This window comes from Rhodococcus sp. B10 (assembly GCF_011770055.1).
GTDB lineage: Bacteria > Actinomycetota > Actinomycetes > Mycobacteriales > Mycobacteriaceae > Rhodococcoides > Rhodococcoides kyotonensis_B.
Genome location: NZ_JAAFYV010000024.1, coordinates 1 through 24,373, shown reverse-complemented (window position 1 = coordinate 24,373; position 24,373 = coordinate 1). Strand labels below are relative to the sequence as shown.

The following is a 24,373-nucleotide window of genomic DNA, read 5'->3' as shown; positions in this document are numbered from 1 at the left end:
AAACCTTGGTGAGGAAACGCGTGAAGATCTCTCGTACGTCGATGCTGCTCATGGCCGGCGCCGCTGCGTCGATGCTCGTTCTGTCGGCGTGCAGCGAATCGTCGACCGACGCCGACAGCGCTTCGTCCTCGGACACGGTCAGCGTCGAGACCGCCAACGGTCCTGTCGAGATTCCGGCCAACCCAGTGCGTGTGGCCGCGCTCGACAACACGTCGTTCGAAACGCTGCAGGCGTTCGGGATCGAGCCGGTCGCGCTCCCCAAGCCGTTGATGCCGGACGAGGGCTTCGAGGAGTGGATCTCGAACGACGCCATTCTCGACGTCGGTACGCACCGCGAGCCCAACCTGGAGGTCGTCAGCGAAGCCGAACCCGACCTGATCATCGGCGGCTACCGCTTCCAGGAGTACACCGACGAGCTCAGCCAAATCGCCCCGACGATCGACATCTCGCCGACCGACGAGAACTACGTCGAGTCGCTGAAGGCGCAGACCGAGAAGCTCGGCACCATCTTCGGCAAGGAGGATCAGGCCGCCGACATCATCGCGGCCCTCGACGCAGCCGAGGCCGACGCTGCCGCCCAGACCACCGGGCAGACTGTGTTCCTCGCCAACGTCAACGGCGGCAAGATCGACAATGGTGCCCAGCGCATCGGCCGTCTTCTCGAGCCGCTGAACCTGCGAGACGTCTTCGCCGGAGAAGCCGGTGACGTGCACGGGGATTCGGGTCTGGCGCCGGAGACCATCGCGCAGGCCAACCCCGACTGGGTCATCGTGCTCGACCGCGACGCCGCCGCAGGCGAAGAGGGTGCGTCCCCGGCTGGGGCTGTGTTCGCAGCACAGGAGGCCTTCGCGAACACCACGTTCACGACGCAGGATCAGATCATCTACCTCGACCCGTACTTCTACACCCGCGAGGGCATCCAGGCGTACACCGAGGCGTTCGAGGGAATCTCGACCGCGTTCGCGAACGCCGCCTGATTCGTCGGCCGGCTGTGCCGCGGCTTTCCGTCGAAAGCCGCGGCACACGGGTATCTCCATGACCAAGCATCGAACACTGCTTCTCACCGCGATCGTCGTGACCGTTCTCGGTCTCGCCGTCCTCTCGCTGTTCGTCGGCGGCTACGACATCACCCTTCGGACGTTGCTCGACGATCCCGAGGCGCGCAACATGTTCCTCATATCGCGTGTACCCCGTACTCTCGCACTGATCTTCGCGGCGATGGCGATGAGCATCTCCGGCGTGATCATGCAGATGATCACGCAGAACAAGTTCGTCGAACCGACCACGGCAGGCACGGCTCAATGGGCCGGACTCGGAGTACTGTTCACGTTCATCGTGCTGCCGGGCGCTACCCCGATGGTCAAGATGATCGTTGCCACGGGCTTCGCATTCGTCGGCACGATGATCTTCGTCGGCGTGCTTCGTCAGGTATCGGTACGGTCGTCGTTGGTCGTTCCCCTCGTCGGAATCATGCTCGGGGCCGTCGTCGGCGCCGTGACGACGTTCCTTGCGGGAACCTTCGATCTGCTGCAATCGATGTCCGCATGGCGGTCCGGCGGATTCAGCAGTGTCGTGCGCGGTTTCTACGAACCACTATGGGCTGTCCTGGTCATCGCAGTCCTGGCGTACGTGCTGGCCAACAGGTTCACGGTCGCCGGTCTGGGCAAGGACCTCGCGACGTCGGTGGGTCTACGCTACGAACAGATCGTGTTCGTCGGCGTCACGATGGTCGCCGTCGCCACGGGCGTCACGAGCGTCGTCGTCGGTTTCATACCGTTCCTCGGATTGATCGTGCCGAATCTCGTGTCCATGATCCTCGGCGACGACGTGCACAAGAATCTGCCGTGGGTTGCCTTCATCGGGGCCGGTTTGCTGTTGGCGTGCGACATCGTCGGACGAATCGTCGTCGCGCCCATGGAGATTCCGGCCTCGGTGATTCTGGGTGTCGTCGGTGCGGTCGTGTTCGTTCTGTTGATAGTGAGGCAGCGTCGCTATGTCAGTGCTTGAATCTCACGTCGCGTCGCGTCGCGCGCCGGTGCGACGGCGAATACCGCGCCCGTACCTCAGTCCCGGTGTCCGGCTCGTGCTGGTGTCGGTGGTTCTGGTCGCCCTTATCGCTTGCTTTCTCTTTCTGTTCGTCCGTGGGTCCTTCGCATTCGCGTTTCCACGACGGTTGAACATGTTGGGCGCCATGGTGATTGCCGCGTTCACGCAGGGAGTCGGCACCGTGGTTTTTCACACGGTGACCGACAACCGAATTCTGACGCCGTCGATCATCGGCTTCGATTCGATGTACACGCTGATGCAGACGCTGATGGTGTTCGTCTTCGGCGGCACGGTCATAGCGAACACCGAGGGCATTCCGAAACTTCTTGCCCAGACGGCGCTCATGGTCGTCTTCGCGACGATCTTGTACCGCTGGATGTTCTCGGGCAAACTCGGGAGCCTGTTCCTGATGCTGCTCGTGGGGGTCGTCATCGGCCTTGCGTTCGACAGCATTTCGACGTTCCTCCAGCGTCTGCTGTCTCCGACCGAGTACGACATGTTGTCGGTCAAGCTGTTCGGTCGGCTGAGCGCGGTCAAGGGGGACTACCTTCCGCTGGCCTTCGGCGTCTGCATCGTGATCGGTCTGATTCTGTGGAAGCGCAGACATCATCTCGACGCGTTGCTGTTGGGCCGGGAAGCGGCGATGGGCATCGGGGTTTCGCACAAACGCGAACTGACGCTGATGCTGATTCTGATCGCGGTGATGGTCGCATTCTCGACGGCGTTGGTGGGCCCGATGACGTTCTACGGCTTCGTCGTCGCAACGCTGGCGTATCAGTTCGCCGGTAGCTACAAGCACGTGTATGTCATGCCGATGGCCTTCCTGCTCGGCTTGCTGACGCTCGTGCTGGGCCAATTCGTCATGCAACATATCTTCTACGCCGGTGGATTCCTGACGGTCATCATCGAATTCGTCGGCGGCGCACTGTTTCTCGCCGTCATACTTCGTAAGGGCAAGCTGTGATCGAATTCGTCGACGTTGCCATGTCGTATCAGGACCACCGTGTGCTGGGGCCCGTCACCGGCACCATCGCGAAAGGGGGCATCACATCGCTGATCGGCCCCAACGGCGCGGGCAAGTCCACGTTGCTCACAGTCATCGGTCGGCTGCTCGACCCCACATCGGGGACGGTCACGGTCGGAGGCATGGACATTCGAACGACCAGATCGGCGGATCTGGCCAGGCACCTGTCGATCCTGCGGCAGGACAACCACATCACCGCGCGTCTGACGGTGCGTGAACTCGTCGGATTCGGTCGGTTCCCGCACTCGAAGGGGAGGCTCGGCCCAGCCGACACCGAACATGTCGACAGGGCGCTCGCGTTCCTCGAACTGGACGGATTGGCACACCGGTTTCTGGACCAGCTGTCCGGAGGTCAGCGTCAGCGAGCATTCGTCGCGATGGTGCTGGCGCAGGACACCGATTACGTGCTGCTCGACGAGCCGCTGAACAACCTCGACATGAAGCACTCGGTCCTGATGATGAAGCAGCTGCGCAGAGCAGCGGACGAACTCGGCAAGACCATCGTGCTCATCGTCCACGACATCAACTTCGCTGCGGCCTATTCCGATCGCATCATTGCACTGCGTGACGGAATCATCGTGACGGGCGGTACCTCGGACGAGATGATGCAGGATCACATTCTGAGTGACGTCTTCGACACGTCGGTCCGCGTGCACACGATCGACGGCAACAGAACTGCGGTCTACGCGCGCTGACGGGCACACTGGTCGTCGTGAAGTTACTTCTGTTGGCCGACACGCACGTTCCCAAGCGAGCCCGGGCGTTGCCCGAGCAGGTGTGGGCAGCCGTCGACGACGCCGATGTCGTCATCCACGCAGGTGACTGGGTCGAAATCGGATTGTTCGACGATCTCTCCGCCCGATCGAAGCGACTGATCGCATGTTGGGGAAACAACGACGGTGACGACTTGCGGGCCGTCATGCCCGAGCGGGCCGACGTGACACTCGACGGGCTTCGGTTGACCGTCGTCCACGAGACCGGTGCGGCAGCGGGACGCGAGAAACGAATGGCTGCGCTGTATCCGGATACCGATGTACTCGTGTTCGGGCACAGCCACATTCCGTGGGACACGGTGGCGGATACCGGTCTGCGTTTGCTCAATCCAGGCTCGCCGACCGACCGTCGTCGTCAGCCCCACTGCACCTATATGACGGCGACGATCACCGACGGCGTTCTCGGCGACGTCGACGTTCACCGGGTCGAGAAGGAGTCACGCACTCGTTGACTCGGGAACCTCTCGGGCCTGGTCGACGAGTTCCTGGACGAGTCGGATGATGACGTCCATCTCGGCCATGACTCCGGCGCGCAGTTCGTCGTGTTCGGCCGGGGTGAGGGGAGGGTTCTGTGTGTCGACGGACATCAGGATGTCGATCCTGGACCGCAGAGTGTTCAGTGGTTCCATCAGCTCTTCGGCCGCGTCGGTGATCAATTTGTTCTGCCGGGCACCCGATTTGTCGAGCGCGAGCAGCATCTCGTTGAAACTCGTGGCGAGCGAGGCGAGTTCGTCGTCGCCCGTCACTGCGATCGGCTCCAGCGAGCCGGTTCGGGCGATGCGTTCGGTTGCGTTGCGCAGTCGTTTGACCGGACGCAGACCCGTGCGCGCGACGGCCGCGCCCGCGATGCCGGCGAGCGCGACGAGGAATGCGCCGATCATCACGAGTGCGAGCGTCAGCTTGCCCAGTAAGGGCGCGTTGGTGTCCAGAGATTCGGCCACCATCACGGTCTCCCCCGACACCGTGCGTTTCGCGGAGATCATGTAGCCGCGCACTTCGCGGAGCGACGTCTCGGCATTGCCGTCGGCCACCGCTTGTTCGGGTGGTCGAGGACACCGTTCGTTCCGGTGAACGGACGGGACTCGGCGGTGAAGGTGATCAGTTCGCCGTCCACGGAGACGAGGGCAACCTTGATCGCCGGTCCATCGGAACTACCGACGCCGAAACCGAACAGCGTCGCCGTCACGCCCGATGTTGCACTGGCGATCAACGCGTCCGCGTTGCGACTGACCCGATCGGCGACCTGAGCGCGCAGGGCTTGTTCGGTGACGGCATAGATCGCGAGCGCGCTGACTGCGACCGCCAACGCGGCCACGCTCATGATCAGCAGGCGAATCCGACTGTGCAGAGAGAAATGCGGCGACCGCCCGCGTCGGGCTATCGGCATGCCGACAGCCTCGGCGCGGGGGAGTCGAACATCGGTCGAGTATTGCTTTCGCTGCTGAGAACGATCTGAGAGAGCTGCGAACTACGCGTCGGGGTCGCCGGAGTGTTCGTGGTCGCTGGTGCTCAGCGGCGCACGGCGGGACTGTTCGAGTACCTCGGTGGTGTGTCCGCCGTGGCTGCCGGGTCCGACGTGGGCTTCGGAGCGCATGCGTTCGACCATGTGTGGGTAGTGCAGCTCGAACGCGGGACGCTCGGAACGGATACGGGGCAGCTCGGTGAAGTTGTGACGCGGCGGCGGGCAGGAGGTGGCCCATTCCAGCGAGTTGCCGTAGCCCCACGGGTCGTCGACGGTGACGACTTCGCCGTACCGGTAGGACTTGAACACGTTCCACACGAACGGCAGCGTCGACGCACCGAGCACGAACGCACCGACCGTGGAAATGATGTTCAAGGTGGTGAACCCGTCCGAGGACAGGTAGTCCGCGTACCGGCGGGGCATGCCCTCGTTCCCGAGCCAGTGCTGGACCAGGAACGTGCCGTGGAACCCGAGGAACGTCAACCAGAAATGCCACTTGCCGAGACGTTCGTCCATCATCCGGCCGGTCATCTTCGGGAACCAGAAGTAGATCCCGGCGTAGGTGGCGAACACGACCGTGCCGAACACCACGTAATGGAAATGCGCGATCACGAAGTAGGTGTCGGTGACATGGAAATCGATCGGCGGCGACGCGAGCAGCACACCCGACAAGCCACCGAACAAGAAGGTGATCAGAAAGCCGATGGAGAACAACATCGGCGTCTCCAACGTCACCTGCCCCCGCCACATGGTGCCGATCCAGTTGAAGATCTTCACACCCGTCGGCACCGCGATCAGGAACGTCATGAACGAGAAGAACGGCAACAACACCGCTCCGGTGGCATACATGTGGTGCGCCCACACCGCGATCGACAACGCAGCGATCGCGATCGTCGCGTAGATCAACGTGGTGTACCCGAACATCGGCTTACGCGAGAACACCGGGAAAATCTCGGAGACGATCCCGAAGAACGGCAACGCGATGATGTACACCTCGGGGTGACCGAAGAACCAGAACAAGTGCTGCCACAACAACACCCCACCGGTGGCCGGGTCGAACAGATGCGCACCCAGATGCCGATCCGCCGCCAGACCCAACAATGCCGCGGTCAACAACGGGAATGCCAGCAGGATCAGGATCGAGGTGACCAGAATGTTCCAGGTGAAGATCGGCATCCGGAACATCGTCATTCCCGGCGCGCGTAGACAGATCACCGTGGTGATCATGTTGACGCCACCCAAAATGGTGCCCAGACCAGCAACCGCCAGACCCATGATCCACAGATCCGCACCCACACCCGGCGAATGCAACGCCGACGTGAGCGGGGTGTACGCGGTCCAGCCGAAGTCCGCCGCGCCACCGGGGGTGATGAACCCGGCCGTGGTGATCAACGCACCGAACAGATACAACCAATACGAGAACGCGTTCAACCGCGGGAACGCCACATCCGGGGCGCCGATCTGCAACGGCAGAATGTAATTAGCGAACCCGAACACGATCGGCGTCGCATACAACAGCAACATGATCGTGCCGTGCATGGTGAACAACTGGTTGTACTGCTCGTTCGACAGGAACTGCATCCCCGGCACAGCCAACTCGGCGCGCATCAACAACGCCATCAACCCGCCGACCAAGAAGAACGCGATCGACGTCGCGATGTACATGATCCCCAACACCTTGGGATCAGTCGTCGTCACCGCCTTGTGAATGAAAGAACCCTTCGGTCCCATCCGCGGCGGAAACGGCCGTGCCGCTTCCACAGCGGGAGTCGGCCTAGGCGCTAGGGCAGTCACTGATCCTCCTGACGACGCGAGTGCGTCAATCCTAAACCGGCGTGGCCTCAGGTACTACCCAAGGTCGTAGAAACAGCGAATCCCGTCACCGAAGGCGGTGACGGGATTCGACGCCCGAGAAAATAAGTCAGTTTCCGAGCATGCAGAACTGTCCGGTCTTCAGGTTCAGAGCCATCGACAGCGGTCCGACGCAGTCGACGCCTGCAGCTTCTGCTGTCGCCCCCGAGCCCCAGCCCGCGACGGCGACCGTCGTCGCGCCCTCGTCGGCCCAGGAGTGCGCGATGCCTCCGCCGAGAGCCCATGCGTAGGCGGTGCCCGCGTTCTTCGATGCACCGAGCGCCGTTCCGAATCCGTTGGCGTAGGTGGTGGTTGCGCCCGGGCCGTCGGTGACGCTGACCGCGGTGCCGCTCTCTGCGGCGCCTGCGTTCGCGATGCCGGGGCCGGTGGATGTCGCGCCGCAGCTGGCGGTGCCGTCGACTCGAATGTCGTTGGCGGCGGGAGGCGACACACAGCTCACCGGAGCGGCAGCTGCGGTGCCTGCTCCGAGGAAACCGGCCGCGGCGACTGAACCACCGACAGCGAAAAGTGCTGCCGTGCGCGAGATTCGACTACCGAACCGAGCTGAAGAGCTCTCCTGAGACGTGCGACGGAGCGAAGAGAAAACGGTGGAAGCGGAGAACAACAGGAGGCTCCTTCACGAAACGAAATGGGTCGGTGCGGGACACCGTACCCCGGTTCAGCGCTCAGGTCATCAGTGAGATATCCCTATGGCTGTAACGATTCGGTACTCCCCGCCGATGGGCCACGCTGATCTACCATCCTGGGATGACGCGCAGCCTGGTTGCCGCCCTGGTCGGATCGTTGTTTCTCGTCGTGGGATGCAGTGGATCGGACGGGACCTCCGGAGCCCCTGCGCCCGAACAGTCCTTTTCGCAACCGGGCGTGGCGCTTGCGCCCGAATCGGGAACCGCGGCGCGTGACCAGGCGCCCGGTTCGTCGGACTCGTCGGAGCGCAAAGAGGTTGTGACGGGCCAGGTTTACATCACCGCGGTCGATCCGATCGCGGCGGCACGGGACGCGACGTCCGTCGTCGAAGAGGTGGGCGGACGCGTCGACAATCGGTCCGAGAATCCTGCGACGGACAATTCGACGGCAAGCAGTTCCATCACTGCACGTATCCCTGCCGACGAATTGACCGGCACCCTCGACCGCATCGAGGGGCTCGGGAAGGTGACGTCCGTCAGTATTTCGCGCGACGACGTCACCATGCAGTACCAGGACCTCGGTGCGCGCATCGGTGCGCTGCAGGAGTCCGTCGATCGGCTGAAGGGGCTGATTGCCGGCGCGACCACCACTGCGGATCTGATCGAAGCGGAGTCCGCGCTGTCGAGCAGGCAGGGCGAACTGGACAGTCTCACGTCACAGAAGAACTACCTTGCGGACCAAGTCGATTTGTCCACCATCACAATCCAATTCACCACCGACGATGCGACGCCGTCTCCTGGACCCGATTCGTTCTGGGACGGTCTCGTCGCGGGTTGGCATTCGCTGCTGGACGCGATGGCCGACGGCGTCGTCGCGCTGGGACGCGCGATCCCGTGGATCGGGGCGCTCGCGATCGCGGCCGGGGTCGTCTACGGGGTCGTCCGGGCGATTCGAGGGACCGCGAGGAAGACGTCGGACACGGAGCCTGCGACCGAGCCCGAACCGGACCCGAGCGACACCTGATACCTAGACCGCGCCGTCGAATCCGTGTTGCCTCCACGCCTCGTACATGACGACCGCCGCAGAGTTGGCGAGGTTGAGCGATCGGCGACCGGCGATCATGGGAATGCGTAGCTTGTCTGTGACTCGGGGGTCGTCCAGTACCTCGTCGGGAAGTCCCGTCGGTTCCGGTCCGAACAGCAGTACGTCGCCGGGCTGGTACGCGACGTCGGTGTGAAAACGCGTCGTATGTGCGGTGTAGGCGTAGACGCGTTCGGGTGCCAATGCATCCCAGGCGGCGGCGAGGTTCTCGTGCACGGTGACCGACGCGAGGTCGTGGTAGTCCAGGCCTGCGCGTTTGAGCTTCGGCTCGGACATGTCGAAACCGAGGGGCCCCACGAGGTGCAGTTCGCACCCGGTCCCGGCCACCAGGCGGATCGCGTTGCCGGTGTTCTGTGGGATGCGGGGCTCGAAGAACATGAGTCGAAACACCCGGTTCACTCTGCCACTAGCGGGACCGCAAGGATGGAGCAGGTGGACGGCGAACAGATCATCGGCGAGGACTTCTCCGACGCGCGACTCGACCAGCAGCAGTGGACGGACCGGCAGTACGTCTCGTGCACGTTCCGCGATGCCGACCTCAGCGGCGTGAAGACGTCGTCGGTGGTGTTCACCGAATGCGACTTCACCGGGACGGACATGACCGAGTCGGTCCACGTCAACACCGCTTTCCGGTCGTGCACGTTCACTCGAACGAATCTGCAGCACAGTACGTTTCGCAATTCGACGCTGATCGGGTCGACGTTCGTCGATTCGCGGATGCGGCCGTCGACGTTCGACGAGGTCGATTTCACGCTCGTCGGGCTGGGGGGAGCGGTCATGCGCGGCATGGACCTGACCGGTTGTCGCCTGGCCGAGGCCAATCTCGTGAACACCGATCTGCGCAAGGCCGTGCTGCGGTCGGCCGACCTGTCCGGCGCTCGGGCCACGGGCGCGAAACTGCAGGAGGCCGACCTCCGAGGCGCGCGGGTCGACGCGAACCTGTGGGTCGCCGCCGTCGTGACCGGCGCGCGCATCGAGTTGACGCAGGCCGTCGCGTACGCCCAGGCGCACGGATTGTCCGTCGAGGGTTGACTACACGGGTTCGGCGTCGCCTGGAACAATGGCAGCCGTGACTGCGAGAATTCTTGACGGCAAGGCGACCCGCGACGAGATCTTCGTCGACCTGACCCAGCGTGTGACGGCTCTGCGTGAGCGCGGCGTCGTGCCAGGGTTGGCCACCGTTCTGGTGGGCGACGACCCGGGCTCGGCCGCCTACGTGCGCGGCAAGCACAGCGACTGCGCGAAGGTCGGCATCACGTCGATCCGCCGCGACCTGCCGGCCGACATCTCGCAGGCAGATCTCGAAGCCGTCATCGACGAGCTGAACGCGAACCCCGAGTGCACCGGCTACATCGTGCAGTTGCCGCTGCCGAAGCACCTCGACGAGAACGCAGCGCTCGAGCGCATCGACCCGTCCAAGGACGCCGACGGCCTGCACCCCATCAACCTGGGACGCCTCGTGCTGGGCAAGGAAGCGGCGCTTCCGTGCACCCCGCGCGGCATCGTGCACCTGCTGCGTCGCTACGACGTCGAGCTGAACGGCGCGCACGCCGTCGTGATCGGCCGCGGTGTCACGGTCGGTCGCCCGATCGGCCTGCTGCTGACTCGCAAATCCGAGAACTCGACGGTGACCTTGTGCCACACCGGGACCAAAGACCTGGCCGCCGAGGTTCGTCGTGCCGACATCGTCATCGCAGCCGCGGGTGTCCCGGGGATCGTCACCGCCGACATGGTCAAGCCCGGTGCAGCCGTTCTCGACGTCGGCGTCACGCGCACGGACGAGGGACTGCGCGGCGACGTCGCCGCCGATGTCGCCGAGGTGGCGGGCTTCCTGTCTCCCAACCCGGGTGGCGTCGGACCGCTGACGCGTGCGTTCCTGCTGGCCAATGTCGTCGAACGGGCCGAGCAGATGCACGCGACGACCGCGGCGGTCTGATCCGATGGGCGAGCGGATCCGCAAGAACCTTCCGTTGCTGGTGGTGCTGCTCGTCATCCTCGCCGCGCTGGCGCTGGTCCTCGCGGACCGGTGGCGGCGCGGCGCCTTCGTCCTCGGAGTGGCGACCATTCTTGCGGCGGGCTTCCGCCTGTGTCTACCGGAGAACCGCGTCGGCCTGCTTCAGGTGCGCAGCCGCGGATTCGACGTCGCCGCACTGGCGTTGATGGGCGGAGCGATCGTGTTTCTCTCCGCCTCCATCGATCCTCTGGGCACCGACTGACCGCCCGCCGCTCAGTTGTCGGCGGTGCGGTTCCGTCGTGCCTGGTCCATCGTCTCGCCGAGCAGTTTCGCCACCGCTCCCGCCTCCGTGAGGAAGCCGTCGTGGCCGTCGCGTGACTGGATCACTTCGAGGCCGCTGCAGTTCGGCAGTCCCCGTGCGATCTCCTTCTGCTGGCGCAGCGGGTAGAGCCGATCGGAGTCGACACCGCCGACGATCGTCGGCACGGTCGCGCGAGCCAGCGCGGCTTCGACTCCGCCGCGGCCACGGCCGATGTCGTGGCGGTTCATCGCCTCGCTGAGCAGCACGTAGGTTCCCGCGTCGAAACGGCCGACCAGCTTCGTGGCCTGGTGCTGGAGATAGCTTTCGATCGCGTAGCGACCGCCGTTCCACGGATCCTCTTCCGCCTGAGGCGAATTCGAGAAACGTAGATCGAGCTCGCTCTCCGTGCGGTACGTCAGGTGCGCGATCCTGCGTGCGATGCCGAGGCCGGTGAGCGGAGCCTTGCCGGTGCCGTAGTAGTCACCACCCTGCCAGTCGGGATCGGACATGATGGCCGCGATCTGTGTGGTCTGGGTGCCGATCTGGTCTGCCGTCGCGCGAGCGCCTACGGCCAGAACCAGCGCGGCGGCAACACGTTCGGGGTATTCGACGATCCATTCGAGCGTGCGCATGCCGCCCATCGAGCCGCCGACGACGGCAGCGAAACGCTCGATGCCCAGGGCATCGGCGAGTGCGGCCTCGGCGGCGACCTGATCGCGGATCGAGATCTCCGGGAATCGGCTGCCGTAGGGCTTGCCGTCCGGCGCGATCGACGACGGACCCGTCGTGCCGCCGCACCCACCGAGAACATTGGTGGCGACGACGCACCACTCGTCGGTGTCGACGGGTGCGCCGGGGCCGATCATTCCGTCCCACCACCCCGCCAACGCGTGGGCGTCGTCGGGAGGGCCGGACACATGCGAATCACCGGTCAGCGCGTGCTCGACGAGCACCACGTTGTCGCGAGCGGGCGAGATGGTGCCCCACCGCTGCAGCCCGATCGTCACACCGCGCAGCGTCGCGCCGCTTTCGAGTTCGAGGTCACCTATGTCGACATGGCCGAGCCGCCCGTCGGCCGCAGGAAATCCTGCGGCCGACAGAGCGTCGTGCACGGAGCTGATGGTCAAGACGCCGCCGCTGCGAAACCGCGTTCGAGATCGGCGAGAATGTCGTCGATTCCCTCGATGCCCACTGCGAGCCTGACCAGGCCGGGAGTGACGCCGGAGGCGAGCTGTTCCTCCGGAGTCAACTGCGAATGAGTGGTCGACGCGGGATGGATGACTAGTGAACGCACGTCCCCGATGTTAGCGACATGGCTGTGGAGGCTCAGCGCGTCGACGAACTTCTTGCCCGCGTCCACGCCGCCGGTCAGTTCGAACGACACGATCGCGCCCTGTCCCTTGGGTGCCAGCTTCTGTCCTCGCTCGTACCACGGCGAGGACGGAAGACCCGCATAGCCGACGCTGGAGACATCCTCGCGTGCTTCGAGGAACGCGGCGACCTTCTGCGCGTTCTCGACGTGGCGCTCGATACGCAGGCTGAGCGTTTCGAGTCCCTGGCTGATGAGGAAGGCGTTGAACGGGGACACGGCCGCGCCGATGTCGCGGAGCAGCTGCACACGAGCCTTGAGCGCGTAGGCAGGCGCACCGAGTTCGGCGAACATGACGCCGTGGTAGCTCGGATCGGGCGTCGTGAAATTCGGGTGACGGCCCTGCGTCCAGTCGAACGTGCCGCCGTCGACGATGACGCCTGCGATCGCGGTTCCGTGGCCTCCCAGGTACTTCGTCGCCGAATGCACGACGATGTCGGCGCCCAACGTCAACGGCTGGATGAGGTACGGGGTGGCGACCGTGTTGTCGACGATCAGCGGAATCCCGCTGGCGTGCGCAACCTCGGCGACACCGGGAATGTCGAAGATGTCGTTCTTCGGGTTCGAGATGGTCTCGCCGTAGAAGGCCTTGGTGTTCGGCTTGATCGCGGCCTTCCACTGCTCGAGGTCGTCGGGGTTCTCGACGAAGGAGACCTCGATGCCGAGCTTGGGGAGTGTGTAGTGGAAGAGGTTGTACGTGCCGCCGTACAGGCGCGGACTGGAGACGATGTGGTCGCCTGCCTCGGCGAGGTTGAGAATGGCGAGCGTCTCGGCGGCCTGGCCCGACGACAGCAGCAGTGCGGCGACGCCACCTTCGAGCGCGGCGATGCGCTGCTCGACGGCGTCCTGCGTCGGATTCATGATGCGGGTGTAGATGTTGCCGGGTTCGGCGAGTCCGAACAGTGCGGCGGCGTGGTCGGTGTTCTCGAACGTGTACGACGTGGTCTGGTAGATCGGCAGAGCACGCGCACGGGTGACTCCGTCGGCGTTCTGGCCGACGTGAATCTGCTTGGTCTCGAAACTCCAGGACGCGGTCGGATCCTCGATCGGGGCGCCTGCGGCGTCGACTACGTCGGGGTTGTTCTCGGTCATGTCGTGAATACTCCGTCTTCGAAGGATGTGCAGAATTCGAAACGGCACTCGCATGCGAGGGCCGGGCGGGGCCTATCGAGACAACAACACATGCAAACCTCCTCGGGGGCCTTCGCGGTCCAGTCGTGCCCGTCTGGCCAGTCGTGCCCGGTCAGTGGGCCCGCCGAGTCGGCCTGAAGACCGTCCTGCGGACCCGCGCTTGTTCTTCGGTTGCGTTCTGCAACCGAGTAACCAGGTCTTCACCCGGAGCACCCCACCGCGGTTGGAGGGTTGCCGGCCAGCAAGCCGGGGCTCGATGCTGGCGCTCATGACCTGCTGGAATCCTAGCGGTGCGCCCGGGCGGGAGGAATAGCGACGTCGGAACTCCGAAATCGTGCACTGTGACCTGCGAATAAGTGTCCCGTGAGCACAATCACCGCCGATCGAGAAGAAAATCCGTTGCGTGCGGGACGACAATGGATCGCAGGGACGTTCCCTCCAGGGTCCGTCCCTTCTTCATGCTTCCGTTCCCCCTCTCGAGACAAGGTCGTTCTGCTGTGTCTGTCACCGATTCCGCCCTCGCCAAGAATGTCGGCGCCGTGCGTTCGAAGGTGTCTCACGGCCTGAGTACCGAGAAGCGGCCGCACTCCACGAGTAGACGGCTCGCGATGGTGGCGTTGTCGATCGGCGGTTTCGGCATCGGAACCACCGAGTTCGCATCGATGGGTCTGCTGCCGGATGTCGCGTCGTCGATGGGAATTTCCGAGCCGTCCGCCGGCCACATGATCTCTGCGTACGCGTTGGGTGTCGTCGTCGGAGCCCCGGCGATCGCCACGCTGGCCGCACGTGTTCCGCGAAGGCTTCTGCTCATCCTGCTGATGGCCGCGTTCACGCTCGGCAACCTCGGCACGGTGTTCGCGCCGAGCTTCCACGAGTTGGTCGCATCGCGGTTCGTCGCCGGACTCCCGCACGGCGCGTACTTCGGTATCGCCGCGCTCGTCGCCGCGCATCTCGCGGAGCCCGGCAAGCGCGCGAAAGCCGTAGCCATGGTCATGATGGGATTGTCCATCGCGAACGTCGTCGGCGTGCCCGCGGCGACGTGGCTCGGCCAGAGCCTCGGATGGCGCAGTGCTTTCGCCGTCGTCGCCGTCATCGGTGCACTCACGGTCACGGCGCTGATCATGTGGATGCCGCGTCTGGACGGAATGCCGACGACGAACCCGATCACCGAGTTGGGTGCACTCCGGCGCGTCCAGGTCTGGATGACGCTGCTGGTCGGCATGGTCGGATTCGGTGGAATGTTCGCGGTGTACACGTACATCGCATCGACGCTCACCGACGTCTCGGGCCTGGCCAAGGGTCTCGTCCCGGTAGCGCTGATGATCTACGGACTCGGCATGATCGCCGGAAACTACTTCGGCGGTTGGATCGCGGACAAGCTGCAACTGCGCGGTACGTTCGTCTCGATTTCTGCCATGGCCGTGTTCCTCGCGTTGTTCGTGATCGCCTCGCACAACTCGGTCACCGCGCTCGTTCTGTTGTTCCTCATCGGTGCGTCGGGTTCCTCGGTCATCCCGGGTCTGCAGACTCGGCTGATGGATGTCGCCGACGATGCTCAGACGTTGGCGGCGTCGCTGAACCACGCTGCGTTCAATCTCGCGAACGCCATCGGTGCCGCGCTCGGCGGCGCGGTCATCGCGGCCGGGTTCGGGTACACCGCGCCCGCCGCTGCGGGTGCGATCCTCGCGGTGGCCGGACTCGGCGTCCTCGCCACCGCGATGTGGATGCAGCGCCGTGACGACGCCAAGGCTGTGCGTGCGGATGGTTCCGCAGCTGCTTAGCGTCGCCCGCGGGGGCTAGCTGCTGGTCGTGGCCGCGCCGTCCCCGGCGAGCGTGCTCGCGAATGCGGGCGTCAACTTGTCGACCACGTACGGCAAGCTCAGCAGCGACGTGAAGTAGATCGCCCCTGCTGTGATGCCGTCGGTGAAGACCAACTTGTCCTCCTCGACGGCATCGAGGTTTCGGTACACGGGCTCCTGCTCCAGCGCGGTGCGATCCTCCGGCTTCTCGGTTCCCCACAGCAGCACGTCCGCGGTGTCGAGCACCGACAGGTTCTCCAGCGGGATGGCGGCCTGACCGCCGCCTTCCGGTGGTGCGTATCGATCGATCTCCGACGGGACGACGAACCCGAGGTCCGTCAGGAAGTCCGTGCTGAGTCCGTTCTGGTACGCGATGGCTGCGCCGTCGTAGAACGCGTTCTGCAGGAAGATCGCCTTGGTTCCCACGAACTCGGGGTGCTCGGCCCTGGCGGCCTCGAACTTCTGCTCGACGGCGTCGATCTGCTGGTCGACCTCGTTCGCCTTGCCCAGCGCCTTGCCGATGTTGCGAGCCTGGACGTCCCACGGTTCGAAGTACTGCGTGTACTGGCCCGAGTGCGCGATCGTCGGTGCGATCTCGGACAGTTTGTCGTAGCTGTCGCGGTCGAGTCCGGCGTTGGTTGCGATGATCAGGTCCGGGTCCAGGGCGACGATGCGTTCGTACTGGAAGCCGTCGTCGGCGCTGAGGACCTCGGGTGTGGCGTCGCCCAATGCTTCCTGCGCCCACGGCCATGTCGCATACGGCTGTTCGCCGTACCACTCGGTGACGGCGACGGGTGTCACGCCGAGGGCGAGCACCGTGTCCTGCTCGGTGTACCCGGCGACGACGACGCGCGTCGGCTCGGCGGTGATCGTCGTGTCACCGAACGCGTGCTCGACGGTGACCGGGAAGGCGCCGTTTCCGGCGACCGCCGCGTCGGCTTCACCGTCGTCGGACGGGGTCGAGCACGCGGACAGCACCAGCGCAGCCGCGAAGGCAACGGTGGCGATCTGGAACGAACGGGCGGATCCGACCATCGAGGTCCCTTTCGGAGGATGAGTGACGGCTAAGGGTAGCCGACCCTAACGTTCACGTGGTGTCGATCTTCACGGAACCTCCACATTTCCTGCCGAACTCCTCCATGACGGCCCTCTAGTGTCGTGAACATGAACCGCACCGTGCTCGTCGTCGACGACGAACCGACGATCTCCGACGCGCTCGCGGCACGCCTGCGCGGCGAGGGCTTCGACGTCGTGACGGCAGGGGACGGGCCGTCGGCCGTGCAGGCATGCGCGCGCGTCGATCCCGACGTGGTGGTTCTCGACGTCATGCTTCCGGGGTTCGACGGGCTCGAGGTGTGCAGGCGCATTCAGGCCGACCGTCCCGTACCGGTGCTGATGCTCACCGCGAAGTCCGACGAGACCGACATGCTCGTCGGGCTCGGTGTCGGCGCCGACGACTACCTGTCCAAACCGTTCAGCATGCGAGAACTCGTCGCTCGTGTTCACGCGCTCGTGCGTCGCGCGAATCGAAACGCGTCGGCGACGGCACTGTCGTTCGGCCCCATTCGAATCGACCACCAGGCTCGGCGTGTGTGCCATGGAAGCGACGAAATACATTTGACGCGTACCGAATTCGACATTCTTGCGTTTCTGTCCCATCGTCCGGGTGCGGCCGTGACCCGCGAGACGTTGCTCGCCGAACTGTGGGGTTGGGGAGATTCTGCCAGCAGCCGAACCGTCGACAGTCACGTCAAAGCGTTGCGTCGCAAGATCGGTGGCGACATGATCCGAACCGTCCACGGCGTCGGGTATGCGTTGGACGTGCCGCGATGACGCGCACGATTCCGCGGCCGCTCGACGCACTGACCTCGTTCAAACTCAAGGTCTCGCTGATCGTCGGCGTCGTGTTGGTCGTCGCCAGCGTCGTGTTCTGGATCGGCGCGGGATGGCAGTTCAGGTACGCCCTCGTGGCGGCGCTGGTCATGTCGTTGGTTGCGGTGCAGGTGTTGGCGCACGGCATGACGTCGCCGTTGCGTGAGATGACGTCGGCCGCGAAAGCCATGGCGCGCGGGGACTATTCGACGCGGGTGCGCGCCACGTCACGTGACGAGGTCGGACAGCTCGCCGCGGCGTTCAACACCATGTCTCACGATCTCGAAGCTGCCGATACGTATCGACGAGAACTGATCGGCAACGTCTCGCACGAACTCAAGACACCGATTGCCGCACTGCGAGCCGTGCTGGAGAACATGGTCGACGGCGTCACCGCGCCTGACCGAACGTCGTTGGAGCTCGCGCTCCGGCAGACCGAGCGGCTCGGCGATTTGGTGACCGAGCTGTTGGACCTGTCTCGGCTCGAAGGGGGAGTGCTGCCGCTGCGCCCCGAGTCCTTCGCCGTCGGCTCCTTTCTCGACGAGGTGACCGTCGAATATGCCTGTGTACGTGCCGATGTCGATCCTGCTGACCTGACCGTGACGGCCGACAGATCCAGGCTGACGCAGGTTGTCACCAATCTCGTCGAGAACGCGGTCCGGCACGCACCGGCAGGGTCGGAGGTGACGGTGTCCGCACGCGCGACGTCGGCCGGGCTGCACCTCGAGGTTGCCGACGCCGGCCCCGGAATCGCTCCCGAGGAACGACTTTCGGTGTTCGACCGATTCACCCGGGGTGGCGCAACCGACGGCAGTACCGGCCTCGGGCTCGCTATCGCTCGATGGGCGACGGAGCTGCACGGCGGGACGATCGAGGTCCTCGACCGCAGTCCTGGGTGCCGCATTCGCGTCACCGTCCCACACGCCTGATCTCCCTACAAGGCAACAGTTCTCCGAATCCGACGCAGGGCTCCTGCGTTCATCTCGTCGTGCCCGCAACAGAAAGGTCGTGCCGTGATCGTCGACGTGGAACCGAAAGCTGTCACCCGTACACCCATGGAATCGCTGTGGCCCCCGCGCGTCTGGCCCAGGCGGGCCTATCGCGCGGCGTCGCCCCGTGTGCTGCTGGCGGCGATCGCCGCGGGCGTCGCAGGGGCGATTCTCCTGGGTGCCCCAGGCATCGCCTATCCGCTCACCGCTATAGCCGTCACCGGCGTCGTGCTCGTCGCAGCGCGACGTCGTCCGACCGCATGGGGCGTTGCCGGAGCAGCGGCAGTACTTGCGCTCGTCTCGGTCGCGGCGTTCCGGACGTCCGAGTGGCTGGTGACGCTGTCGCTGTGGCTGGCCGTGATCGTCGCAGGCGCCGTCGCGTGCCGCGGGCGTACGTGGATCGGTCTTGCACTCGGCGCGCTCGTACCGCTCTTCGTGCCGGCGCGTCTGTACCGGTGGTGCTCGCGAGGTGCCAGAGACGTGCGGGCCGGCGAGCTGCGTGCAGGTCGGGTCGTGGCAGTTCTCGCGACGACGGCTGTGCTCGTCGTCGTGTTCGTGACCTTGTTCGCCGGAGCGGACCCGGTGTTCGCGCGGGCGGTCGATGCCGTGACACCACGGTGGCGATCGGACGTCGTCGTGGCGCGGACCGTGCTGTTCGCTCTCGTGACGCTCGCTGCGCTGACGGCTGCGTACGTCGTCGGACATCCGCCACGGTTCGATGTTTTCGCCCGCAAACCGCGCTCGCGTGTTCGGTTGTGGGAGTGGGCAATTCCTCTCGGCGCGCTCGTCGCCGTGTTCTGTGTGTTCGTCGCGGTACAGGCGGCTACGTTGTTCGGGGGACAAGAGCACGTGCTCGTCACCGACGGATTGACCAACGCCGAGTACGCCAGGCAGGGCTTCTGGCAGCTGCTCACCGTGACGGGACTGACGCTGGTCGTCCTCGCAGTCACCGTTCGGAAGGCGTCGCGAGAGACTCGACGCGATCGCGTCGTGCTGCGGGCCCTTCTCGGTGCGCTGTGTCTACTGTCGCTCGTCGTCGTCGCGTCGGCATTGCACCGGATGTCGCTGTACGAGGAGCAGTACGGCTACACCACGTTGCGGCTGTTCGTCACCGCGGTCGAGTTACTGCTGGGCGGCGTGTTCGTTCTCGTGCTGATCGCGGGTGTGTCCATGTCGGGCCGCTGGCTGCCACGCGCGGTGGGTGTCGCCGTCGTCGCCACGGTTCTCGGTCTCGCGCTGCTGAACCCCGACGCGTACGTCGCCCGGCACAACGTCGATCGCTTCGTCGAGACAGGCGAGATCGACACCCGATATCTCGCCGAACTGTCCGCCGATGCGACGGGCGAACTCGATCGCCTGCCCGAGCCGTACCGCAGTTGCGTCCTGCCGCGCGTCGAGCCTCGACGTTGGAACGAATGGAACGTCGCCGACTCCCGTGCGCGCACCGTTCTGGACGGGCGCCCGGTTCTTCCATGCCCGTCGGTGCGGTGAGGGTCTTCCACAGGGAAAGCCGACGGGATCGACGTCTGGACGACGTTCGCGATTGCCGGTCTGTCGGTGGTCTCCGCTACGGTGCGGGACGTGACTGACTCCCCGTTCACCGTTTCCACTGTCAATGTCAACGGAATCCGCGCTGCTGCCCGCAAGGGAATGTTGCCGTGGCTCGAGACCACCGACGCAGACGTCATCTGTTTGCAGGAAACACGCGCGAACGACGGTGAGTTGACGAAGGCCCTGGCTCCGGCGCTCGACGCCGGGTGGCATCTGGCGTCGGCCGAGCCGTCGGCCAAGGGACGCAACGGTGTCGCGATCCTGTCGCGCACCGCACCGGACGCCGTCCGAGTCGGTATCGGTGCCGATGCGGATGCTGCCGAGTTCGCAGAGTCCGGGCGCTACATCGAAGCCGATTTCGACGACGTCACCGTCGCGAGTCTCTATCTCCCCTCGGGCGAGGTCGGTACCGAGCGTCAGGAGGAGAAGGAACGGTTCATGGCGGCGTTCGCGGCGTACCTCGACGCGGCCGCGTCGGCAGCCACGTCGGCCGATCGTGATCTCGTCGTCTGCGGCGACTGGAACATCGCGCACACCGAGAACGACCTGAAGGCGTGGAAGACCAACCGTAAGAATTCCGGGTTCCTCCCGGAGGAGCGCGAATGGGTCTCTGCGCTGCTGGCGGACGGCGCGCACTGGACCGACGTCGTGCGTCAGCTGCACCCGGACGTCGAAGGTCCGTACAGCTGGTGGTCGTACCGCGGCAAGGCGTTCGACAACGACGCAGGCTGGCGCATCGACTACCAGTTCGCGACGCGCACGCTCGCCGAACGTGCGAAGGAAGCCGTCACCGAACGTGCCGACGCGTACGACCAGCGGTGGTCCGATCATGCGCCTGTCACCGTTCGGTACCGCTGAGAATCGGCTTGCCGGGACGTGAAAAGATCGTGACCATGTCTTCCCCCGCACAATCCGACACTCCACAGGGACCGCGTCAGCGCGTTCTGTCCGGCATCCAGCCGACGGCGGACTCGTTCCACCTCGGCAACTACCTGGGTGCCGTGCGTCAGTGGGTGGCGTTGCAGGAGGACTACGACGCGTTCTACTTCATCCCGGATTTGCACGCCATCACCGTTCCGCAGGATCCGAAGGCCCTGCGGCAGCGCACCCGCATCGCGGCGGCGCAATTGCTGGCCGTCGGCATCGATCCGTCGCGTTCGACGCTGTTCGTGCAGAGCCAGGTTCCCGAACATGCTCAGCTCGCGTGGGTCCTCAACTGCCTCACCGGTTTCGGTGAGGCCGGGCGGATGACGCAGTTCAAGGACAAGTCGGTCAAGCAGGGTCGTGATCAGACGACCGTCGGTCTGTTCACGTATCCGATCCTGCAGGCTGCCGACATCCTGCTCTACCGCCCCAACCTCGTGCCCGTCGGCGAGGATCAGCGTCAGCACCTCGAACTGACGCGTGACCTGGCGCAGCGCTTCAACACTCGGTTCAAGAAGACGTTCCTCGTGCCCGAGGCGCACATCATCAAGGGCACCGCGAAGATCTTCGACCTGCAGGAGCCCACCGCGAAGATGAGCAAGTCGGGGTCCAACCCGGCGGGCATCGTCAACCTCCTCGACGATCCGAAGGTGACGGCGAAGAAATTGCGGTCGGCGGTCACCGACAACGAACGCGACATCGTCTTCGATCCGGTTGCCAAGCCGGGCGTCAGCAATCTTCTGGTCATTCAGTCTGCGCTGTCGGATCGGACCATCGACGAGCTCGTCGCGGGGTACGCCGGCAAGGGTTACGGAGACCTCAAGTCCGACACCGCGGACGTGTTGACCGAGTTCGTGACGCCGCTTAAGGCTAGGGTCGACGGGTATATGTCCGATATTGCCGAACTGGACAAGATCCTCGCCGACGGTGCGGATCGGGCCCGAGAGGTAGCGTCACGCACGTTGGCGCAGGTGTACGACCGGGTGGGGTTCCTGGCTCCGCTCTCCTGACAGCGGGCTCGTTGGCAGTGAGGGCCTGACAGCGAGAGGGTGATTGTCGTTCCCGACTTCCAAGCGATCCTTGCGGAGCGTCGTGCGAAGTGGCCGTGGTTCGACCACACGGTGCGTGCTGCGTCGCGCTATCAGTCTCAGAAGGGCGATTACTACGCCGCCGGGATGACGTATTTCAGCGTCCTGGCATTGTTCCCGCTACTGATGGTGGCGTTCGCCGTCGCCGGCTTCGTGCTGGTCGGCCATCCCGAATGGCTCGACGAGATTCGCAAGCAGATCACCGACAACATTCCCGGAAGCCTCGGCGACACGGTCAATTCGCTCGTCGACACGGCCATCGAGTCGCGCACCAGCGTCGGCATCATCGGTCTGCTCGGTGCGCTGTACGCGGGACTCGGCTGGGTGGCCAACCTGCGCGCCGCATTGACCGCGATGTGGGAGTCGACGCACGAGCAGGGCGGTTTCCTGTCGACCAAGCTGCGCGACTTCGCTGCTCTGCTCGGGCTCGGTCTCGCGGCGGCGGTGTCGTTGGGACTGTCGGCGCTGAACGGCAGCGGCGTCATGCGTGGCATTCTCGAACTCGTCAAACTCGACAATGCGCCCGGCGTCGGGGTCTTCCTACGCATCGTGTCGGTGGTTCTGGCCATCGTTGCATCGTGGTTGGTGTTCACCTGGGTCATCTCGCGGCTGCCCCGCGAGCCCGTTCCGTTCCGCAGCGCCTTGAAGGGCGGCCTGTTGGCGGCCGTCGGATTCGAGATCTTCAAACAGATCGCGGCCATCTACCTCGCGTCGGTGACGTCCGGCCCAGCGGGAGTGGTGTTCGGCCCGATCATCGGTCTGCTTGTGTTCGTCTTCACGACGTCGCGGTTCATCCTGTTCGCCACCGCTTTCGCGGCCACGACCCGGGAGGCGTTGGCGTTGGCATTCGTTCCGCCACCGGATTCGGCCGTGATCGCACCGCGTCTCGAGGTCAACAACGGACCGACGGTCAAGGGCGGACTCGCTCTGGTCGGCGCGGGTGCGCTTGCCGTCGTGGGTCTGGGAGGGTTCCTCGGCCGACGGCGCTGAACCTCATGGTCGTCGACTGAGTCGGCGCGCACCGATCAGAAGGGCCAGGACGACGATGCCTCCGACCACGCCGATTCCGATGCGGAGCGCAGTCGTGTCACTGCCACCGTCGTCGGCCGCGGTGGCTCGCTGGGTGGCGTTGTCAGGTGGGGCAGCCAGGGTCGGGCTCTGCGGCGTCGGACGCGTACTGCTCACGGCGCCCACCGAATTCGCGTCGACCAGCTCAGCGACGCTGGTGCCGGGAGCCGTCGCGAATCCGTAATCGAGAAGCCGAGCAGCCTGTTCCCATGGGCGGATCGGCAGGACGTCGCCCTTCATGATCGTGACCGCGAGCCGTCTGCCACCGCGTTCCGCGCCTCCGACGAACGTCTGACGTGCGTCGTCGGTGTAGCCAGTCTTCCCTCCCAGCGCTCCCTCGTAGTTGTAGAGCAGTGGGTTGTCGTTGGACAACGTGAAGCCGGGGCGATCCTGATCGTCGGGAATCGTCGGGTCCTTGGGAAAGCCCGGAAATTCGACCGTCTCCGTGGAGATCAGTTGCGCGAACATCGGGTTCCGCATCGCTTCCCGGAAGAACAAGGCGAGATCGTATGCAGAACTGGACATTCCGGGTCCGTCCAGGCCTGACGGCGTCGCGGTGCGCGTATCGAGGGCGCCCAGTTCTTTCGCTTTCGCGTTCATCTTGGCGACGGTTGCCGCGTCGCCGCCCATCTGTGCAGCGAGAGCGTGCGCCGCGTCGTTGCCCGACGCCATGACGAGTCCCTGCATCAATTGGAAGTTGGTGTAGACGCCGTTCTTTCCGATGCCGACAGCGCTGCCCTCCGCATTGGCGTCGTCGGCAGTGGCGACGATCGTCGTATTCGGGTCGAGCTCGTCGAGAGCGACCAATGCGAGCAAAATCTTGATGGTGCTCGCCGGTCGATAGCGTCCGTGCGGATCCTTGGCGGCAATGACGTCGCCGGTGTCGAGATCGGACAGAACCCAGCCGGTCGCCGAGATGTCGGCCGGTAGCGGACCTGCACCGTCGGGAGTGATCGTGCCGCACGCGGCCAGAGCGTCCCCGCCGACTGCCTCCGCGGGGACCGGAAGGAGCTCCGGCGTCGGATCGCCGGGTGCGGGGACTTCGGACAGATCGATCGCCGGGGGAGGCGACGCCGCGTACGGGCAGTCGTCGGTGTTCGGCGTAGTGAACGGCGTGGTGGTCGTCTCGTTCGGAGGCTGGACCGGAGGTTGAGCAAGTGCCGGTCCGCCGCCTGCGAACAGCAGCGCCGTAGCAGTCAAGGCCGCTGCCGCCCGGAAAATCGTTCTCATCGCGAACTACCCTAGGACTCGGAGTTCGGTGTATGCCGCCGACTCACCGAACCTACTCCCCAGGGCTACGCCTCGTGCGCGCGAATGTATAGCGGGCTATACATTCGCGCGCACGTGGGGGTGTCAGCTGTTTTCGGGGAATCCGAGGTTGATGCCGCCGTGGCTGGGGTCGAGCCAGCGGCTGGTGATGGC

Annotated in this window: 25 protein-coding genes and 1 riboswitch; of the genes, 16 read left to right on the top strand and 9 right to left on the bottom strand. The window is 65.0% G+C overall.

The features are described 5' to 3' along the window. Positions 1-20 precede the first annotated feature (20 nt). The 5 genes from RhoFasB10_RS16630 to RhoFasB10_RS16610 are packed head-to-tail and all read left to right on the top strand — an operon-like array spanning position 21 to position 4,295. Positions 21-977, top strand: a complete 957-nt coding sequence (locus RhoFasB10_RS16630; RefSeq protein ID WP_254303672.1) for an ABC transporter substrate-binding protein — start codon at positions 21-23, stop codon at positions 975-977. A gap of 58 nt (positions 978-1,035) precedes the next feature. Then, positions 1,036-2,007: an iron chelate uptake ABC transporter family permease subunit gene (locus RhoFasB10_RS16625; protein ID WP_068432117.1), complete on the top strand. Its 972-nt coding sequence runs from the start codon at positions 1,036-1,038 to the stop codon at positions 2,005-2,007. Beyond that, positions 1,994-3,010 carry an iron chelate uptake ABC transporter family permease subunit gene (locus RhoFasB10_RS16620; protein ID WP_167677420.1) on the top strand — a complete coding sequence of 339 codons (1,017 nt, stop codon included), beginning with the start codon at positions 1,994-1,996 and terminating at the stop codon, positions 3,008-3,010. Before RhoFasB10_RS16625 ends, RhoFasB10_RS16620 begins: the two co-directional genes overlap by 14 nt. Beyond that, positions 3,007-3,765, top strand: a complete 759-nt coding sequence (locus tag RhoFasB10_RS16615; RefSeq protein ID WP_068432112.1) for an ATP-binding cassette domain-containing protein — start codon at positions 3,007-3,009, stop codon at positions 3,763-3,765. The genes RhoFasB10_RS16620 and RhoFasB10_RS16615 overlap by 4 nt, the downstream gene beginning before the upstream one ends. A gap of 17 nt (positions 3,766-3,782) precedes the next feature. Beyond that, positions 3,783-4,295 carry a metallophosphoesterase gene (locus RhoFasB10_RS16610; protein WP_167677419.1) on the top strand — a complete coding sequence of 171 codons (513 nt, stop codon included), beginning with the start codon at positions 3,783-3,785 and terminating at the stop codon, positions 4,293-4,295. Here RhoFasB10_RS16610 and RhoFasB10_RS26405 read toward each other — a convergent pair. From RhoFasB10_RS26405 to RhoFasB10_RS16595, 4 genes are all read right to left on the bottom strand, one after another. Then, positions 4,281-4,874, bottom strand: coding sequence for a HAMP domain-containing protein (locus tag RhoFasB10_RS26405; protein WP_346764412.1), 594 nt, complete (start codon positions 4,872-4,874; stop codon positions 4,281-4,283). The two genes, RhoFasB10_RS16610 and RhoFasB10_RS26405, sit on opposite strands and share 15 nt — an antisense overlap. Beyond that, positions 4,823-5,230 (bottom strand): hypothetical protein, encoded by a 408-nt coding sequence (locus RhoFasB10_RS26400; protein ID WP_240931165.1) that lies wholly within the window; start codon positions 5,228-5,230, stop codon positions 4,823-4,825. Before RhoFasB10_RS26400 ends, RhoFasB10_RS26405 begins: the two co-directional genes overlap by 52 nt. A gap of 81 nt (positions 5,231-5,311) precedes the next feature. After that, positions 5,312-7,099 carry a cytochrome c oxidase subunit I gene (ctaD, locus tag RhoFasB10_RS16600; protein WP_167677417.1) on the bottom strand — a complete coding sequence of 596 codons (1,788 nt, stop codon included), beginning with the start codon at positions 7,097-7,099 and terminating at the stop codon, positions 5,312-5,314. Positions 7,100-7,226: 127 nt separating this feature from the next. Continuing rightward, a complete protein-coding gene (locus RhoFasB10_RS16595) occupies positions 7,227-7,703 on the bottom strand; it encodes a DUF6764 family protein (RefSeq protein ID WP_068429117.1) in 477 nt (158 codons plus the stop codon). 221 nt (positions 7,704-7,924) lie between these two features. Between RhoFasB10_RS16595 and RhoFasB10_RS16590 the strand changes: the two genes are divergently transcribed. Beyond that, a complete protein-coding gene (locus RhoFasB10_RS16590; protein WP_167677415.1) occupies positions 7,925-8,827 on the top strand; it encodes a DUF4349 domain-containing protein in 903 nt (300 codons plus the stop codon). Positions 8,828-8,830: 3 nt separating this feature from the next. Here RhoFasB10_RS16590 and RhoFasB10_RS16585 read toward each other — a convergent pair whose 3' ends face one another. Next, positions 8,831-9,295, bottom strand: a complete 465-nt coding sequence (locus tag RhoFasB10_RS16585) for a tRNA (cytidine(34)-2'-O)-methyltransferase (RefSeq protein WP_217266268.1) — start codon at positions 9,293-9,295, stop codon at positions 8,831-8,833. A 33-nt stretch (positions 9,296-9,328) separates the two neighbouring features. Between RhoFasB10_RS16585 and RhoFasB10_RS16580 the strand changes: the two genes are divergently transcribed. The 3 genes from RhoFasB10_RS16580 to RhoFasB10_RS16570 are packed head-to-tail and all read left to right on the top strand — an operon-like array spanning position 9,329 to position 11,121. Further along, a complete protein-coding gene (locus RhoFasB10_RS16580; protein WP_068428346.1) occupies positions 9,329-9,937 on the top strand; it encodes a pentapeptide repeat-containing protein in 609 nt (202 codons plus the stop codon). A gap of 37 nt (positions 9,938-9,974) precedes the next feature. Next, complete coding sequence (locus RhoFasB10_RS16575; RefSeq protein WP_217266267.1) at positions 9,975-10,841, top strand: bifunctional methylenetetrahydrofolate dehydrogenase/methenyltetrahydrofolate cyclohydrolase; 867 nt, start codon at positions 9,975-9,977, stop codon at positions 10,839-10,841. Between the two features lie 4 nt (positions 10,842-10,845). After that, positions 10,846-11,121 (top strand): DUF3017 domain-containing protein, encoded by a 276-nt coding sequence (locus tag RhoFasB10_RS16570; protein WP_167677413.1) that lies wholly within the window; start codon positions 10,846-10,848, stop codon positions 11,119-11,121. An 11-nt stretch (positions 11,122-11,132) separates the two neighbouring features. Here the strand turns inward: RhoFasB10_RS16570 and RhoFasB10_RS16565 are convergent, their stop codons facing one another. Both RhoFasB10_RS16565 and RhoFasB10_RS16560 read right to left on the bottom strand, forming a co-directional pair. Continuing rightward, positions 11,133-12,287 carry a homoserine O-acetyltransferase gene (locus RhoFasB10_RS16565; protein WP_068428336.1) on the bottom strand — a complete coding sequence of 385 codons (1,155 nt, stop codon included), beginning with the start codon at positions 12,285-12,287 and terminating at the stop codon, positions 11,133-11,135. Further along, positions 12,284-13,621 carry a bifunctional o-acetylhomoserine/o-acetylserine sulfhydrylase gene (locus RhoFasB10_RS16560; protein ID WP_167677411.1) on the bottom strand — a complete coding sequence of 446 codons (1,338 nt, stop codon included), beginning with the start codon at positions 13,619-13,621 and terminating at the stop codon, positions 12,284-12,286. The genes RhoFasB10_RS16565 and RhoFasB10_RS16560 overlap by 4 nt, the downstream gene beginning before the upstream one ends. A gap of 190 nt (positions 13,622-13,811) precedes the next feature. After that, a riboswitch (SAM riboswitch) is annotated at positions 13,812-13,934 on the bottom strand. Positions 13,935-14,157: 223 nt separating this feature from the next. Here RhoFasB10_RS16560 and RhoFasB10_RS16555 point away from each other — a divergent pair. Beyond that, on the top strand, positions 14,158-15,441 hold the full coding sequence (locus RhoFasB10_RS16555) for an MFS transporter (RefSeq protein WP_243637032.1): 1,284 nt from the start codon (positions 14,158-14,160) through the stop codon (positions 15,439-15,441). Between the two features lie 15 nt (positions 15,442-15,456). Here the strand turns inward: RhoFasB10_RS16555 and RhoFasB10_RS16550 are convergent, their stop codons facing one another. Then, positions 15,457-16,494: an ABC transporter substrate-binding protein gene (locus RhoFasB10_RS16550; RefSeq protein ID WP_068428332.1), complete on the bottom strand. Its 1,038-nt coding sequence runs from the start codon at positions 16,492-16,494 to the stop codon at positions 15,457-15,459. Positions 16,495-16,623: 129 nt separating this feature from the next. Here RhoFasB10_RS16550 and RhoFasB10_RS16545 point away from each other — a divergent pair, with 129 nt between their 5' ends. The 6 genes from RhoFasB10_RS16545 to yhjD all read left to right on the top strand — a co-directional run bounded on the left by RhoFasB10_RS16545 (position 16,624) and on the right by yhjD (position 22,873). Next, positions 16,624-17,292 carry a response regulator transcription factor gene (locus tag RhoFasB10_RS16545; RefSeq protein ID WP_068429109.1) on the top strand — a complete coding sequence of 223 codons (669 nt, stop codon included), beginning with the start codon at positions 16,624-16,626 and terminating at the stop codon, positions 17,290-17,292. After that, a complete protein-coding gene (locus RhoFasB10_RS16540; RefSeq protein ID WP_068428330.1) occupies positions 17,289-18,260 on the top strand; it encodes a HAMP domain-containing sensor histidine kinase in 972 nt (323 codons plus the stop codon). The genes RhoFasB10_RS16545 and RhoFasB10_RS16540 overlap by 4 nt, the downstream gene beginning before the upstream one ends. A gap of 84 nt (positions 18,261-18,344) precedes the next feature. Continuing rightward, positions 18,345-19,811, top strand: coding sequence for a DUF4173 domain-containing protein (locus tag RhoFasB10_RS16535; RefSeq protein WP_254303567.1), 1,467 nt, complete (start codon positions 18,345-18,347; stop codon positions 19,809-19,811). A 90-nt stretch (positions 19,812-19,901) separates the two neighbouring features. After that, on the top strand, positions 19,902-20,729 hold the full coding sequence (locus RhoFasB10_RS16530) for an exodeoxyribonuclease III (RefSeq protein ID WP_167677409.1): 828 nt from the start codon (positions 19,902-19,904) through the stop codon (positions 20,727-20,729). 35 nt (positions 20,730-20,764) lie between these two features. Beyond that, the gene (gene trpS, locus RhoFasB10_RS16525) at positions 20,765-21,805 is read left to right on the top strand and encodes a tryptophan--tRNA ligase (protein ID WP_068429100.1); all 1,041 of its coding nucleotides are present in this window, start codon (positions 20,765-20,767) and stop codon (positions 21,803-21,805) included. A gap of 39 nt (positions 21,806-21,844) precedes the next feature. Further along, positions 21,845-22,873 carry an inner membrane protein YhjD gene (gene yhjD / locus RhoFasB10_RS16520; RefSeq protein WP_167677407.1) on the top strand — a complete coding sequence of 343 codons (1,029 nt, stop codon included), beginning with the start codon at positions 21,845-21,847 and terminating at the stop codon, positions 22,871-22,873. A gap of 3 nt (positions 22,874-22,876) precedes the next feature. On the opposite strand, the gene RhoFasB10_RS16515 is transcribed toward yhjD, so the two are convergent. After that, entirely contained in the window at positions 22,877-24,181 is a 1,305-nt protein-coding gene (locus RhoFasB10_RS16515; protein ID WP_167677406.1) for a D-alanyl-D-alanine carboxypeptidase family protein, read from the bottom strand. Positions 24,182-24,373: the final 192 nt, after the last annotated feature.

What these genes read in the sequence shown, in the direction of transcription:
- RhoFasB10_RS16625 (WP_068432117.1), top strand. Translation starts at nt 1,036, where the DNA reads ATGACCAAGCATCGAACACTGCTTCTCACCGCGATCGTCGTGACCGTT.
- RhoFasB10_RS16620 (WP_167677420.1), top strand. Translation starts at nt 1,994, where the DNA reads ATGTCAGTGCTTGAATCTCACGTCGCGTCGCGTCGCGCGCCGGTGCGA.
- RhoFasB10_RS26400 (WP_240931165.1), bottom strand. Translation starts at nt 5,230, where the DNA reads ATGCCGATAGCCCGACGCGGGCGGTCGCCGCATTTCTCTCTGCACAGT.
- RhoFasB10_RS16590 (WP_167677415.1), top strand. Translation starts at nt 7,925, where the DNA reads ATGACGCGCAGCCTGGTTGCCGCCCTGGTCGGATCGTTGTTTCTCGTC.
- RhoFasB10_RS16580 (WP_068428346.1), top strand. Translation starts at nt 9,329, where the DNA reads ATGGAGCAGGTGGACGGCGAACAGATCATCGGCGAGGACTTCTCCGAC.
- RhoFasB10_RS16570 (WP_167677413.1), top strand. Translation starts at nt 10,846, where the DNA reads ATGGGCGAGCGGATCCGCAAGAACCTTCCGTTGCTGGTGGTGCTGCTC.
- RhoFasB10_RS16560 (WP_167677411.1), bottom strand. Translation starts at nt 13,621, where the DNA reads ATGACCGAGAACAACCCCGACGTAGTCGACGCCGCAGGCGCCCCGATC.
- RhoFasB10_RS16550 (WP_068428332.1), bottom strand. Translation starts at nt 16,494, where the DNA reads ATGGTCGGATCCGCCCGTTCGTTCCAGATCGCCACCGTTGCCTTCGCG.
- RhoFasB10_RS16545 (WP_068429109.1), top strand. Translation starts at nt 16,624, where the DNA reads ATGAACCGCACCGTGCTCGTCGTCGACGACGAACCGACGATCTCCGAC.
- RhoFasB10_RS16540 (WP_068428330.1), top strand. Translation starts at nt 17,289, where the DNA reads ATGACGCGCACGATTCCGCGGCCGCTCGACGCACTGACCTCGTTCAAA.
- trpS (WP_068429100.1), top strand. Translation starts at nt 20,765, where the DNA reads ATGTCTTCCCCCGCACAATCCGACACTCCACAGGGACCGCGTCAGCGC.
- RhoFasB10_RS16515 (WP_167677406.1), bottom strand. Translation starts at nt 24,181, where the DNA reads ATGAGAACGATTTTCCGGGCGGCAGCGGCCTTGACTGCTACGGCGCTG.